Below are 14,471 nucleotides of genomic sequence, written 5' to 3' on the forward strand. Positions count from 1 at the left end.
GGCCGCGTCAGCCACGCGCCAGGATTAGTTATTCACGACGAGAATGGCCGGGATTTTGACGTTCACCCCTTTGACACTGATCGGGAATGTGGGCCAGTCGGTGGCGGGGGTGAGAACCTCGGTTCCCTCTTTGGTGACAACGACGGTTTCTCCCAGCAGGGCGGGACCGACCGAGGGATGCCAGAAAATGGGGACACCGGGGGTGAGGCGAAACTCGCTGCTGGGCATCAGCGGAACCGAACCAAATTCGTACTCGACGATGTCTGCCTGATCCGCCTGTTGCCACTCGGAGGCAGCTCCCGATTTTTCGTAGATCCGGCGGACACGGCTCCAGACTTCGAACAGTTCCCATTCCGGTTGTGAAAAGAACATGCCCGTCGCCGCGACGAGAGCAGCACGCTCGAAGGCCTCCAGCAGATCGCGAGGGGGCTCTCCCAATGAAACCGTGCGGGCCGCGCCAACGAACAAGCCTCGATACCGTCCGACCACGGAGATGGTACAGTAGCGATGAACAGGAGATTGATCGTGATTCCAATAGCGGAAACGGCGTCCACGTCCGTCGGCCACAACCTGGATTCGCTGCGGGTCGACGCCTCGTTTGATCAGTCGGTGTGCCACTTCACCGGCGATTTCTGCTTCCGTACGACCTCTCGTCATCCCCCGGGCGGTCGCCTCGACCGCATGAGCGATAATCTTCCCCGCCTCTCGCATGGAACTGACTTCATAGTCAGAGAGGGGCAACCTCATTCCCAGCAGGAGCAAGCTGACATCATCGGTCCCATTCACCCCCGTATCGCTGGCCACGCGTCGACCACGACAAAGGTCCGAGACCATTACTCCGCGGGGCTCAAACCAGGGCCGTTCCTTGAGCTGGAAGCCGAGCCCCGAGACTTCGGCCTCAAAGAACTGGGCCGTGTTGGCGTTGCTGCAGGCGATCAGGCGAGCGTCAGGAGTGACGAAGACGGCGCCCGTCTGTCCGGTCAGTCCTCCGCGCTGATTGAGCTGCCCTCCGGTGATCCAGGCAAAGTTGCCCGGTTGCTGAATCAGCAGGGCCGCATAGCCTTCCCGTTCCAGCAAGTCCCGAACGAGTGCGTGACGCCGATCGATCTCTACCCGGCGATCTTCGTCGATCACCGCAAACTCAGCGGACGACAGCGGATCGGACAGGTCAACCGAGGAAGGACTCATAGGAAAATCTCACATTCTGTTTTTGACAGGATTCGGCCGACCGGCACACGGGTACGGTGAATGGAGTTTTCAGGATCGATCAGGACAACCGCCAGAATTGAGCAGGTATCATACCAATGAGAACTGACTCACCGCCGCGCTCAGAACACGAAAAGACATAGTGTCACAAGAAACGAGTAGCGGAATAACCCGAGCATCACGCAAACTCATGCAGATGCACGGGATACCGAAGAAGGCAGATAGCACAGATGGCTCAAAATGAATCAGACCGTGAAGACTTGATGGCCGAGATGGTGTCGCTGAGTCGGCGAATCGAATGCTGTTCTCCGGACGGTCAATTACTGGCCGTGGTGGGATTCAATGCTCTCGACTGGCTGTTCGTTTATCGTGGGCACGATCTGATGTACCGATTCGATGCACAGAAGCGGCTACGGCGAGCCTATGTCGATGGACTGCTCTACCGGACAGAAGGAAAAACACTCGCTCAACTGAAGCGTCACCGGGAACACTTGAGTGATGAACCGGGTTCCTCACCCACGACATCGCTCATCCGCCGCGACCTTTCCAGCAGCGATGTCGATCAGTTTCGCGAACGGGTTCACGCGGACTTGAGGCAGGTGCTGAGCGACATCCAGGGAGGCGTGATCACCCGCCGTCTCCCTGAGACGGGAGATGAACTGCTGCCAGAGATTGAAACCAGTCTAAATGACGTCCTTCAGTCGCCGCAGTTTCTGGCGCCGGCGATCGTCCGTCGAAAACGATGATGTCAGCGAACGATGAGCTCAACTTTGGGTGGCTTGCACAGCCGTTAAGGCGATGGTGTAGACGATATCGTCGATCAGTGCTCCTCGCGAAAGGTCATTGACCGGCCGCTTCAGCCCCTGCAGCATGGGACCAATACTAACGACATTGGCGCTACGCTGTACGGCTTTATAAGTCGTGTTACCGGTGTTCAAGTCAGGGAAGACAAACACAGTGGCTTTCCCCGCCACGGCACTGTCCGGCGCTTTTGTCTGGGCGACGTCGAGTGTCGAGGCGGCGTCATATTGAAGAGGTCCATCAATCAGGAGATCGGGCCGCAGTTCTCGGGCGATGCGGACTGCTTCCCGAACTTTATCGACATCGACACCGCTCCCGGAGGTTCCTGTCGAGTAGCTGATCAAAGCGACTCGAGGGGTAATGCCAAACTGCTTCGCCGAGTCTGCACTTTGAATGGCGATTTCGGCTAATCCCTGAGCATCGGGGTCCGTCACCACGGCACAGTCCCCATACACCACGACCTGATCGGGGAGGCACATAAAGAAGACAGACGACACCAGGCTGACACCGGGCTTCGTTTTAATGAGCTGCAGGGCTGGACGGATCGTATTGGCGGTGGAATGGACGGCTCCGGACACCAGTCCGTCCGCTTCGCCCTGTGCCAGCATGACGGTTCCCAGGACGACGTTATCAGTCAGTTGATCGGCCGCAGCCTGCTCAGACAGCCCTTTACTCTTTCGCATTTCCACGAGTGGAGCAACATAGTGCTCACGGATCGAATCGACATCGATGATCTCCAGATCGGCGGGAAGCTCCAGTCCCAATCCGTGAGCAACGCGGCGGATTTCGTCGGGCTTTCCCATCAGGACACAGCGAGCGATCCGACGTTCCTGACAGATGACGGCCGCTTTGATTGTCCTCGGTTCGTCCCCTTCGGGGAGCAGAATCCGACGGTTCGCCAGCTTCGCCCGTTCCGTCAGTTGATAACAGAATGCCGCAGGGGACATGCGGGGTTCGGCATCGCTGCTGCGGTGTGCGGTCAGCCACCGTTCATCGAGATGACTCGCGGCGAACTCCATCGCCGAGCGGATTCGCTGCGTGTCGTCGGCGGGAATTTCCTGACTCATCCCGTAGAGCGCCGTCGCCGTTTCATAGCTGCTTTTGGGAACCCAGAAGACGGGAAGCCCCGTCTGGAAACCGGGCATGCAAAACGCTTTCACCGATTCTTCGATCGGAAGTTCACCGGTCAGGACCAGCCCGGCGATCGGAATTCCGTTCAGAGCCGCCATGGCGATCGCGATGATCACATCGTCACGATCGGCTGGCGTGACCAGGATGGCACCCGGACGGAAGGTATAGAAAAGGTGCGGTACTCGCCTGGCCAGCAGCGAAATTTGTTTGACTCGACGATCATCGATTTCCCCCGCGAAGACCACCTCAGCCTTCAGATGAGCGGCGATATCGCGAGGCCGACAGTGAGTCAGTTCCGCGTGATAGGGAATGCACCCGATCACAGAAAAATCGGCGTGCGGCCGGGAAACAACGGCCTTGGCATAGCGGGACCGGGCCGCCTCGCCCGTCTCTCCGCTTTGCAGTCGGACACGGTTCAGAATGCATCCCATGACCCGTTCGCTCTGCATGCCGCCGTAGGGGCTGGCAGCGGTCTCGAGATCATGGCGCAGCCGGTCGCTCGACCGGTCCCCTTCGGCCGCAACAAGGACCACGTCGGCGCTGAGGATCCCGACCAGTTCTTCGTTCCAGTCAATCGACGACTGGCGGGTCGAGACCAGTCCTTCGACGATCACGACCTCGGCGTCAGGAGTGGACTGATGGAAGGCCGTGATGATTTCCGTCCGCAGTCGGTCGAGTTCCTGAGCACTGACCAGGCGTTCGGCCCGGTCGAGTGGAATCGAGGGGGAGGGCTGAAGCTGCGTGATGGTGCGAACGAAGTGCGTCGATCTTTCGGGACCATGTTCACGCTCACGCTGGTGATCGAGCGGTTTGTAGAACGCGACCCGCACGCCAAGCTGATCAAAGGCACGAACCATCCCCAGGGCAACAGTCGTGAGTCCGCAGTCCGCATGGACCGGAACGAGGAAGATCGTCTTCTTCATCATGAGCGACAGCCTTTACTGATCGTGCTTCTGACACAGTTCCACCGCAAATTGACCGATCATCCATTCTTCATTGGTGGGGATGACCAGTGCGACCAGACCGTTCGAATTGTCGCACGTGATTCGCCCCTGAGAATGAATGCCGTTTGCCTGATTGCGTTCAGGGTCCAGTTCGGGCCGCAGAATTGTGAGAGCGGAAAGCGTCTTTTCGCGGACCACGGCCGAGTGCTCGCCGATTCCGCCAGTAAAGACCAGAGCATCCATTCGCGTGAGGGCCGCACACATGGCCAGGACCTGACGAGCGAGCCGGTAACAGAAGACCTCGATCGCCAGCGCCGCCCGAGGCTGCCCGGCAATGGCTGCGTCGGTCAGGGTCCGCATGTCGTTGCTCAATCCCGAGATCCCCAGCAGTCCACTTTTTCGGTTGATCATGTCGTTCACTTCACGGATCGACAGCCCCGATTTTCCCGCAATGTATTCCGTCAAATTGGGATCAATATCACCGCTGCGTGTCCCCATCACGAGCCCTTCAGAAGGAGTCAGTCCCATGCTGGTATCGACGCTTTTCCCGTTCTTCACCGCACATACACTGCACCCGTTCCCCAGGTGTGCTGTGACCACCTGACAGTCATTGGCGGGGCGTCCCAGACGCACAGCCGCTTCCCGGGAGACAAACTGATGACTGGTTCCGTGGAAGCCATATTTGCGGGCTTTGAATTCTTCGTACCACTGATAAGGGATCGCGTAATGAAAAGCCTTTGCGGGCATCGTCTGGTGAAAGGCCGTGTCGAAGACCGCGACATGCGGCAGATCAGGGAACAGATCCCTTGCGGTTTTGATGCCTTCCAGATGGGCGGGATTGTGCAGGGGCGCAAGTTCGGCACAGGCCCTGATCCGGGCGATGACTTCGTCGTCAATCAGGCACGGGTGGCTGAAGAATTCGCCGCCGTGAACAATGCGATGACCGATCGCTACCACCGACGACGGATGGACTCCGCCAGTCCAGCACAGCCCCACCAGGTCCCGCAGCGCGGCTCCGTGGTCCAGACCCGGTATCTCCTTTTCGATCGTGACATCCTGCAGAGTGAATCGGACTTTCGTCCCGATTTCACCAATCCGCTCGACAAGCCCCTTGGCCCTCAATACGCCGGTGGCTGCATCAAGCCATGCGAGCTTCAACGAAGAGCTGCCGCAATTGATGATCAGTGCTTCGTGTCCGCAGTCCGCTTTCATGCGTTTGCCCGATTAAGCCGTTAAGAAAACTAATGAAATTCCGTTCGCAACCGGTGATTGATGTCTTCGATTTTCAACTCTCGGGAGATGTTCGTATGCCCCAGGCGAGCTTTGAGTAATGCCTTCGCCTCAGACCGTATTTTGGAAGCTCCCTTGAGCGCGGCCTGCAGACTGAGCCAGACATGAATTCCGCCGGTATCTTCATGGGGACTGGCCCCTTCTCCGGAGATGCAGGAAGGCAACGTGACTTCACCGGACGCCTGACTGCAGCCTTCGATCACGATGTCGTGAATCCAGTTGTCCTCAAAATCATAGGTATACTGAAATGCGTTGTAGCCCGCCGAGTAGAACTGCGAGATTTCGACCCCCGCTTCGTCGATGCCGGCCCCCTCCTCTTTCAGGGGGATTCGCGTGGACTGCACTTCGAAACCGTGCAGATGAGCATCTTGCCATCCCATGACGACCTGAATGATCTTGTGCAGGGATTCGAGAGAGATCGAACGGGTTTGGACGCGTCTCCAGATCTCGGGCCGGGCCCCCTTCAGTGAGATCTTGAGCGAGTAGACCTGCGAATCGTCATGCCGGGCCGGAGGAAGATTCATCAACAGTTGCACGGAAGGTGCGGGAGTTTTGGCCTGCCGAATGAAGGGGATCTCGACGGCGGCCTGCGCCTCGCTCAGCCGCGACCAGAACTTCATGGCAGCAACGACCGCGATGGCATCCTCCCTGGAGTGAGGACCGGACTTTTTGTTACCAGCCATGAAGCGCTCCGTCGATTAGTTCCTGGAAGCAGCCGCTTTCAGGGAATTCAGCGCTCCCTCGGCGTCGACTCGAATCCGGATCTCGGGATGCTGCGAGGCCAATTGCTGAACCAGGGGCATCAGCGTTTCACGCTGTTCGTTATCGAATCGGGTCGCGAGATCGGTCACCGCCTTCAGGACATTCTTTTGAACCCGGAACTGGTCCCCAAACGGATCTGTGTTCAACGTGGAAGAAGCCGAGGAAGAGGACTCGCCAGAGGGGGATGGGAGTGTATTCGACTGTTCGGCAGGCTGTTTCACATCCCTCTGTGCGAGTGGTTCCGCCAGAGCGTCACGGAAGACTTTGAAGCCTTTTGTTGAACCACGACGGGCGAGGCCAATTGCGGCATTCACCGCCGTAAACCGATCAGGATTTTCAACCAGCACCTCCAGTTGCTGCGTCACTGCGGGGGAATTGAACAGCCCCAGCGTGAACGTCGAGGTCTGGCGAATGATCGGAGTCGATTCACCGGAAGTCCCAATCAGAGTCTGGACGATCTGGCTGTCGCCTAAAGGTTTACCGACTTCGTCCGCACGGCCGGCAATGTAAGCGAGCGAAACCAATGCACTTTTGCGTATATCTTCTTCCCTGTGCGGTTCCAGAGCGACCAGCAGTGCGGGTGCCACCGCGTCGACCGAGTCCATCATCCCTAACGCCCGCGTCAGGTACTCCTGAATGGCAACGGCTTCTTTCGCCGTCGAATTCTTGCGAAGTTCCAGCACAAGCTGGTCGGCCAGTGCCTGAGCGATTTCGCGGTTGCCTCTCAGTTGCTGCCCCTGCTCGCCGCGACGCGAATCCTGCTCCAGCACTTGAGCCAGCCCGAACATGGCACGGTTGCGAACATGCAGATTTTGACTTTGAAGCTCCTGAACCAGCTTTCTCCAGTCCTGCTCACCGACGGCAATCAGACCAAACATCCACCAGATGGCAACCACGCCCAGGACAATCAAAGCGGGGAAAATGAACAGTTGGACAATGAAACCTGCCGACGGGGGCTTTACCGGAGGCAAGTCGTCGGCCAGCGGCGGCCTGCTCTCAAACGAACGACTCGGCAAAGCAGCGGAATCCAGGTCAGTGTCCGTCATAACATTTCCGATGGTGAGCGGCGGCCGCCTCGGTTGCGGCGGGAAGACTGAAAGGTCAGCCGCATTATAATTTGAAGCACGCGAAAGTGTCAGGCTGTCAGGTCGGTTACTTGTGAGGTCTGACAGACGGGCCTAGAATTCGAATCCCGCTCGATTGTCGCCCCCGCCCAGAATGGACCTTCCGTTATGTCTCGCCGGTTTGTAACTGATCTTAATGACGGCGAAATCGTGGACGAAGTCTATCTTGTGTCCGACAAGCAACTTCGAGCTAACCGTAACGCAGCACTGTACTTGTCCGTCGATCTCCGTGACAAATCGGGGATGATCAATGGCCGGATGTGGAACGTCTCGGAAGATTCCTGTTCCGAAATTCAAACTGGTGCCTACGTTCGCGTGCGGGGAAAAGTCCAGCTCTTCCAGGGGATCCTGCAACTCATTCTGACTCACTGCGATCCCGTTTCTGCGAGCCTTGTCGATCCGGTGGACTTTGAAAAAATGTCCTCTGTGAAGGTCGAACAGCTGCTGGAACAGTTGCGGACGACGCTCTTAGGCTTCGAAAACTTCCATCTGCGAACATTGATGGAATTTTTCCTGGTCGATGAAACGATTATGCAGGCACTGGCCGAGACACCCGCCGGTGTGAAGGCCCATCACGCGTACGCCGGTGGACTGGTGGAACACGTGGTCACGCTGCTGAAATCAGCCGAGAAGATGTGCGAAGTTTATCCAGACATTGATCTGGAACTGTTACAGGCGGGGGTCTTCCTGCACGACATTGGCAAAACGCGTGAGCTTTCGTGCGCTGCCGGTTTCAGCTACACGGATGAAGGTCAGCTGCTGGGGCACCTCATGATCGGTGTCGAGATGTTGACCGCAAAGATCCTTAAGGTGGTTGAGCTGACCAACGAACCATTCCCGCAGGAACTGGAATGGCGATTGAAGCATATGATTCTGAGTCACCATGGTTCGTATGAATTTGGAAGCCCGCGGTTGCCGATGACACCAGAGGCGATCCTGCTGCATGTCATTGATAATCTGGATGCCAAATTGCACGAGTTTACCAGAGCGATTCAAGACGATCCGAACGGCAGCTCGCATTGGACACTGTTCATTCCGCGACTGGATCGTAAGATTTTCAAGGGAATCAAGCGAATTTGAACAAGAGTTCAGAACCCGCAAGTCATTCAATTGATTCCACTTGCAAGAATCAATTTCCCAAACCTTCGGTTTGCGAAGTGTCGGTTTGCGTGAAGGCTTTTACGAGAACAAGTAACTGTTGTATAGTCGGGATTCATCCAGGACGAGCCGATTAGATCGCGATGGATTGACCGTTGGGTTCCTCAAGACGATTCGACGAATAAACGATGCCCCTCACTAAGTTGCCTCGCTCACAGCTCCTGTTTCATCCACAGGCCTACCTGTTCATCAATGATGCACTTGCTGTCGCTCAAGAAGCGTACGGTCGAGACCAGCAGAGCGAAACCGGCGGACACATTCTGCCTCGCGAACTGCTCGAGGGAGTCAAGATTCTGGGCCAACGCCGTTACGGCATGATGGCTCCTGTTGTCCTTCGCTCATGGGGGCTCAACTGCACCGCCGATGTCGGACGGATGGTGTTCGAGTTGATCGAACTGGGCGAGATGAAAAAGACCGAGAATGACCGGTTCAGTGACTTCGTCGATGCATTCACATTCGAAGAGGCTTTTATGACCGGTTACACGATCGACGTTTCCAAGGCCTTCAAAAGCTGTTGACCTCCACGAGCCGGCACGGGAATATCCCGCCGGCTTGTACGGCATCGCAGGAAGTTCGATGCCGCAGGGCACTTGCTAGCCCCCCCCCTGATATCGCGTATTAACCAGGTTTGATAGCCATGATGGATGATGGCCATTCTGACCGCTCGCTGCCGCCGACGGAAAAACGTCGCCGCGAAGCCCGCCAGCAAGGCGATGTCGCTCGCAGCCCGGAACTGACCGCGTCTGCCTTACTTCTTGTTGCCAGCCTGTTACTGTGGGCCTTCGCACCCGCCGCGACAGCGATCGTTGCCGGTTACGTTAAGAAGACGCTGATCACGGTTCCTCAAGTGAATGCGAGTTCCTCACTCGAACTGGCCACGAGCAACGCGGGACGTACTGCGTTAATGTTGCTGATCCCTTTCTTCGCCGCGCTCGTGGGGGCGGGATTGGCGGCCAACTGGATGCAGACCGGGTGGATGTGGAGCCCCGCCGCGTTGGTTCCCCGCTGGCGACTTCAAAGTTTGACAAAGGGAGAGCGAGCCACAGAATTCATCATCAGTCTCGTCCGTACCGTTGCACTGGGGTTCGCCTTGTGGCTTTACATGCGACGCCAGATGCCGTTGATCCTGTCGCTCGGACAAGGAGAGCCATCGTCGATGCTGGTGCATTCTGTCCGGATGCTGGGAGAACTCTTTATCCAACTGTCGACGATTCTGCTTTTCGTCGGTTTGGTGGACTATGGAATCCGCTACTGGCGCCGCGAGAAACGCTTGATGATGACACCGGAAGAACGTCGGCGTGAGCAACAGGAGGAAGAGGTTGACCCGCGGATGAAGCAACGCCGTTCCGCCGCCTGAGATCCACCTCATCTCTGACACCTCTGACTCATCTCTGACTGACTCCAGCAACAAGACGGCGACTTGCCTCTGGAAGCGGATTGAGACGGAACCCGCTTCAGGTGAACCGGCTTAATCGCTACAGGCGGGAAGCGTGACGGCTCTTTTGTTCCCCTTCATTCCTTCAGGGAATTCGATCTGAAGACGGTTTCTACGATTGCCGAACAACAGAAGGATCATCTTTTGTTGGGTAAATCGGCGCGGATCAGGTGAATGACCAGGCAGCTTCCGACCCCCGACATTCTTGTTGACTTTGATTTTTCGAGACCTGTAAGATTCTCCAACCGTTAAAGTTGGGGAGAATTGCAGTTTGCAGTTTCCCGGTTCGTATTGCCTGAGTTCTTTCGATTTTGGCAGAAGGCCCCGCATGAATACCATTGGCAAGATTCTGGTGGTTTTCGTAACCGCATCCAGCTTGGGCTTTCTGGCTTTCGTGCTGGCATTGACCTACAGCGGCCCCGACTGGAAAGGGGAAATGCGGTCGGCGGACCTGCAGAAAGAATTCGTTTTCAACGCCGAGGCGGGCGAAAAAACGATGTACTCGGTACGTCACCGAAGAAGCGACAGCGAAATCCCCCCGAAGACACCCATCATCGCGGAAGTTGTCCTGAACGCCCGCAAGCGATTGGCTGACGACGCAAACAAGAAACTGCAGGAACTTTCCCCTCAAGTCCAGCCGCTCACCGAGTTTCTGGAACTGGTTAAGAAGTCGATTCCTGAGGACGACGCGGGAGTTCAGATGCGATTGAAGACGTATGAAGCCCACATCCAGCAGCTGATTGCAGCCCTCAAAGAAGTAGGCGACCGCTTCTCGGAAAAGACCCTGGAAACGCAGGACGTGATGAGACTGGCTCAGGATCGCCGGGAAGAAAGCTACCGCCGGGCCAACCAGTTAGAGATCCTGAGAAACGACAAATTCTCGGCTACGGAACAACTCAAAGCCCTGGAAGACGAACTGACCGGACTGGAAGAGAATCGTGCGCGGCTGCAACGCCGACAGAATCTGCTCAAAGCGCAGTTGGGTGAAGAGACTTCAGACTACGGATCGTAAGATTCCACCGAATCCACGATGAGCGAAACACGAGCTTGGTACTTCGCGTAACTAAATCGGTAAGGCAGAACAATGACAACTGTCGGTAAAATTCTGGTCGTGCTGCATCTTGTCCTGAGCGTGATGTTCATGGCATTCGCGGTGGCGGTGTCTACGTCTCAGACCAACTGGCGTGCCGCAGAAAAGAAGGCGACTGCCGCACTGAACGAGCAGAAGTCCAAAGCAGCCAACATGCAGACCGAGTTCGATAAAGAACGTGCGGACACGGCAGAAAAGATCGCTCGTCTGACCGACGAGAATCAGAAATTCCTCGGCCAGAACACCGCTCTGACCGCTCAGGTCACGGCTCTGGATTCGGATAACAAACAACTGCGGAAGGATCTCGACCAGCAGCGTGACCTGGCCGCCCTGGCCAGTGCTGAAGCGATCGAGCGAAAGAAAGAAGCCGACCTGCAGCGAGCGAAGAACAGCGAATTGTTCGCTTCCCGCGAAGAGCTTGTCAAAGAACGAAACGAGACCGAAGACAAGCGATTCGCTCTCGATATCCAGCTTCAGCAGGTGAGCGAAAAATACGAACAGCTCCTGAACGACACTCGGGTCATGAAGGGGTATCTCGCCTCCAAAGAGCTGACGACCGATCCCAAGCAGATGATCGTCGAAACAACGCCACCTCCACCTGTTGAAGGCGTTGTCACCGAAGTTCGCAAGGCCGAACGAAGCTCACGGGAACTGGTGCAGATCTCGGTGGGATCGGATGATGGACTGGTCGTCGGACACACTCTGACCGTCTTCCGTGGTGACAAGTACGTCGCTGTCATCCGCTTGACGCTGGTTCAGGCAGATCGTGCTGTCGGTTATATCGTCTCGAATTCCCGCCAGAAGAACATGACCATCAGCGTAGGCGACACCGTTACCACCAAGCTGTAACAAACGAGATTCATCGAGCATCACTGGATCACGAAGGTTCAAATTCCATGGCACCACGCAACACTGACAACGCTCCTGCTCCGGATATCTACGTTTCGCTTCTATTCGTGTCTCTGGCTGCACTGATCATGGGCGTGGTCATGCTTGTCATTGAACTCGGCAGATACGGCTGGAAAATCGCCCCCTGAACTTGTCCCGTGAGCGATTCCGAAGAGGGTCCGAACTCGCAAGTCATCACGCTTGCGAGCCATGACGGCCGCAGCTGTCACCCCGAATTCATGGGCGCCGCGACTCCAGCCCTACGCGCCAGTTCTCTCGAAAATGATCCAGGTTGAGTCCCCCCAGGATCAGGCTGGTGACTCCCGATTGTCCCAGTACAAACCGGATTGAGTCTTCGGCAGCGAGCTTGCCTGAGGCGAGGCCCTTCTTCACAAAGATCGCCACATCACGATCAGACGCCGCCTGAATAACTTCCGCATGGGTGGTGTCGTTGAGGTTGAATTCGACCATCAGGACGTCCGCCCAGTTGAGCGCCTGCCTGGCTCCTTCGACGGTCTTCCCGGACATCCCGATGGCTCCGACCACTCCACGGTCCTTGAACTGCTGCAGCAGTTCCACTGCGGGCGTCTCACGAAGGATCTGAAGATCATCCCCTGACGAGTGGATCAGTACGACGTCAAGAAAGTCCGTCCGCAGCTTGCGCAGACTGCGTTCGATACTGGTGCGAATGCCCCTCTCTGAAAAGTCGTAAGTACTTACGCCGTCGGCGAATGTTTCGCCCACTTTCGTGGACAGAATAAACTCTCCGCGACGATGCCCGATGGCGTCACCGATACGCGCCTCACTCAGTCCATAGGCAGGGGCGGTATCAATGAGCGTGCAACCCAGATCGAGGACGGCGTTCAACAGGCGAGAGACCTCCTTTTCGTCAGGAAGCTCGTAGGGCGTCGGGTACTTCACTCCCTGATTGCGACCGATCTTGAAGGCACCAAACCCGATTGGCGGGACGCTCAGACCTGTCCGACCCAATGTCCGCGTCACAGTCCATCCTTCCCGCTGAAAAGTTCACCCCAGTGGGGCGTCGTGTTATATGCTGCCATCATATCAGGTTTCCATGGCGATGAACTGGCCAGACCTCTTCCAGGCGTTCTCCCCGAAAACAGAGGATCTGACGATGAAGCGGGGTCGTCAGCGGAGGAAAGTCGACTTCAAGCTCGACTCGATCGCCGATTCTCCATTCTGCTGAGACGGGCCCCAAAGAGACAACCAGGTGATCAGAGTTGACGCAAAGGACGCGTGCATCGGTTCCTCCGCGGAGAACAGGAAGCCCGCTCCCGACACCCATGGCGGTTCGCCCGACGTCGAGCACCGCTCGCTCGAAAGAGGGACGCCCCACGACGGTCGCCAGCAGGCTCAGCGCCCGCTCCAGTGGTTCCGGTTTGCCACCGTCAAAAATGCGTTCTGTCCCGAATACGAGGTTCCCAGCCTGGATTTCCGTGACAGCCGGACTGGCGAGCACCCGGTGAAAGGCTCCTGTCCCACTGGTACTCACGATGTCACACCGCAGATCATTCTTGGCAAACATGTGACGGGCGTGAGCCAGCACCCCCAGGGCGGCCCCCACTTGACCGCTCTGCAACAAGAGATCGCTTTCTTCAGGGGATGAGCTCTCACAGCCGGTGATTCCGCACAGTTGCAAGTTGGGAAGCCGAGCGATCCCTTTACCCAGCTCAATCGCGTCCCGCCCCGGCCGCACCCCCGCCCGTTCTGATCCGAGATTCAGTTCCACCAGCACACGACACGTCACCCCCTGTCGCGCGCATTCTTCGGAAAGTGATTGCGCCTGCACATAGTGGTCGCAAGTCACCAGCAGACGAGTGGTTCCACACAGCGCTGCAATTCTTCGAATTCGCTGCGAGCCGACAGGGGACTGCGTGACCAGCAGATCGTGAAAGCCGCAGGAGGCAAAGTACTCCGCTTCTGCAACACTGCCGGAGGTCAGTCCGACAGCACCTGCCTGCAATTGCGCCGCAGCCAGTTGGGAAGTGCCGTGATACGCCACCTGCGGCCTCCAGCTCTTCCCGGCGGAAGGGAGCAGAGCCTGAAGCTTCTCAAGATTTTCTTCGAATCGATTCAGATCCAGGCAAAGCGACGGCGTTTCGACATCGCTTTTGTATTCACCATCACAAGGCACAGCGGTTCTCGGAAGTCATGAGCGATGAGAGTGCGGCGTTGCTGGCCGCCCCGAACAGCCTGCCTCAAGTCCCGATGTTTCCAATCCTGGCCGAGACAAACGAAAAGTGGGGATCGAGTTTGACTCCATCCCCACTTTCATTCAATCAGATCGGCAGACCAATGACCAGCGCACTGGTCATCAGGCATTACTCAGCCTTTGGCTCGGCGGGAGCGGGTTCTTCTACCTTGGGCTGTTCGGTGACAGGAGCAGTTGGATCAGCAGGAGCGGCTTCTTCCGTCTTCTCGGGAGTTGCGGGAGGAGTCGTTGGAGCACCTGCAGGAGCCGTCATGTGTGGCGGCATGGTCGGAGGTTCGCTGGTGGGAGCAGGCTTGGAAGCGTTTTCACAGCCGACTGCGAACAGGCTCAGAATCAGTGCAACGGAAGTCTTCTTCATTCTCAATCTTCTTTCACTCGAGTTGGTTCTCTATCTCTCGCGGCAGCGGGT

The 14,471-nt window shown here is 57.0% G+C and carries 15 protein-coding genes; 7 read left to right on the forward strand and 8 right to left on the reverse strand.

The features are described 5' to 3' along the window. Positions 1 to 24: 24 nt before the first annotated feature. Positions 25 to 1,188 (reverse strand): M24 family metallopeptidase, encoded by a 1,164-nt coding sequence (locus tag ACGY09_RS10580; RefSeq protein ID WP_397571521.1) that lies wholly within the window; start codon positions 1,186 to 1,188, stop codon positions 25 to 27. A gap of 248 nt (positions 1,189 to 1,436) precedes the next feature. On the opposite strand from ACGY09_RS10580, the gene ACGY09_RS10585 reads away from it, so the two are divergent. Continuing rightward, a complete protein-coding gene (locus ACGY09_RS10585) occupies positions 1,437 to 1,952 on the forward strand; it encodes a hypothetical protein (protein WP_397571522.1) in 516 nt (171 codons plus the stop codon). A gap of 18 nt (positions 1,953 to 1,970) precedes the next feature. On the opposite strand, the gene pta is transcribed toward ACGY09_RS10585, so the two are convergent. Genes pta through ACGY09_RS10605 form a run of 4 tightly spaced genes read right to left on the reverse strand, consistent with a single transcriptional unit; the run spans position 1,971 to position 7,180 of the window. Then, entirely contained in the window at positions 1,971 to 4,064 is a 2,094-nt protein-coding gene (pta, locus tag ACGY09_RS10590) for a phosphate acetyltransferase (RefSeq protein ID WP_397571523.1), read from the reverse strand. A gap of 12 nt (positions 4,065 to 4,076) precedes the next feature. Then, complete coding sequence (locus ACGY09_RS10595; protein ID WP_397571524.1) at positions 4,077 to 5,294, reverse strand: acetate/propionate family kinase; 1,218 nt, start codon at positions 5,292 to 5,294, stop codon at positions 4,077 to 4,079. 29 nt (positions 5,295 to 5,323) lie between these two features. Then, positions 5,324 to 6,055, reverse strand: a complete 732-nt coding sequence (locus ACGY09_RS10600) for a plasmid pRiA4b ORF-3 family protein (RefSeq protein ID WP_397571525.1) — start codon at positions 6,053 to 6,055, stop codon at positions 5,324 to 5,326. 15 nt (positions 6,056 to 6,070) lie between these two features. Then, positions 6,071 to 7,180: a HEAT repeat domain-containing protein gene (locus ACGY09_RS10605; RefSeq protein ID WP_397571526.1), complete on the reverse strand. Its 1,110-nt coding sequence runs from the start codon at positions 7,178 to 7,180 to the stop codon at positions 6,071 to 6,073. 186 nt (positions 7,181 to 7,366) lie between these two features. Between ACGY09_RS10605 and ACGY09_RS10610 the strand changes: the two genes are divergently transcribed. The 6 genes from ACGY09_RS10610 (at position 7,367) to ACGY09_RS10635 (ending at position 11,978) form a co-directional block, all read left to right on the forward strand. Next, positions 7,367 to 8,338, forward strand: a complete 972-nt coding sequence (locus ACGY09_RS10610) for a 3'-5' exoribonuclease YhaM family protein (RefSeq protein ID WP_373650276.1) — start codon at positions 7,367 to 7,369, stop codon at positions 8,336 to 8,338. 206 nt (positions 8,339 to 8,544) lie between these two features. Beyond that, complete coding sequence (locus tag ACGY09_RS10615; protein ID WP_397571527.1) at positions 8,545 to 8,934, forward strand: Minf_1886 family protein; 390 nt, start codon at positions 8,545 to 8,547, stop codon at positions 8,932 to 8,934. 119 nt (positions 8,935 to 9,053) lie between these two features. Then, positions 9,054 to 9,773, forward strand: a complete 720-nt coding sequence (locus ACGY09_RS10620; RefSeq protein WP_397571528.1) for an EscU/YscU/HrcU family type III secretion system export apparatus switch protein — start codon at positions 9,054 to 9,056, stop codon at positions 9,771 to 9,773. Between the two features lie 406 nt (positions 9,774 to 10,179). After that, positions 10,180 to 10,863, forward strand: coding sequence for a hypothetical protein (locus tag ACGY09_RS10625; protein WP_373650273.1), 684 nt, complete (start codon positions 10,180 to 10,182; stop codon positions 10,861 to 10,863). A gap of 72 nt (positions 10,864 to 10,935) precedes the next feature. Continuing rightward, positions 10,936 to 11,790 carry a hypothetical protein gene (locus ACGY09_RS10630; protein WP_373650272.1) on the forward strand — a complete coding sequence of 285 codons (855 nt, stop codon included), beginning with the start codon at positions 10,936 to 10,938 and terminating at the stop codon, positions 11,788 to 11,790. A 47-nt stretch (positions 11,791 to 11,837) separates the two neighbouring features. Then, positions 11,838 to 11,978 carry a hypothetical protein gene (locus ACGY09_RS10635; protein ID WP_373650271.1) on the forward strand — a complete coding sequence of 47 codons (141 nt, stop codon included), beginning with the start codon at positions 11,838 to 11,840 and terminating at the stop codon, positions 11,976 to 11,978. 88 nt (positions 11,979 to 12,066) lie between these two features. Here the strand turns inward: ACGY09_RS10635 and ACGY09_RS10640 are convergent, their stop codons facing one another. The 3 genes from ACGY09_RS10640 to ACGY09_RS10650 all read right to left on the reverse strand — a co-directional run bounded on the left by ACGY09_RS10640 (position 12,067) and on the right by ACGY09_RS10650 (position 14,420). Then, positions 12,067 to 12,831 carry an aldo/keto reductase gene (locus tag ACGY09_RS10640; protein ID WP_397571529.1) on the reverse strand — a complete coding sequence of 255 codons (765 nt, stop codon included), beginning with the start codon at positions 12,829 to 12,831 and terminating at the stop codon, positions 12,067 to 12,069. 58 nt (positions 12,832 to 12,889) lie between these two features. Further along, entirely contained in the window at positions 12,890 to 13,984 is a 1,095-nt protein-coding gene (locus tag ACGY09_RS10645) for an alanine racemase (RefSeq protein ID WP_397571530.1), read from the reverse strand. Positions 13,985 to 14,171: 187 nt separating this feature from the next. Then, positions 14,172 to 14,420, reverse strand: coding sequence for a hypothetical protein (locus tag ACGY09_RS10650; protein WP_397571531.1), 249 nt, complete (start codon positions 14,418 to 14,420; stop codon positions 14,172 to 14,174). Positions 14,421 to 14,471 lie beyond the last annotated feature (51 nt).

Source organism: Schlesneria sphaerica, assembly GCF_044336245.1.
Lineage (GTDB): Bacteria > Planctomycetota > Planctomycetia > Planctomycetales > Planctomycetaceae > Schlesneria > Schlesneria sphaerica.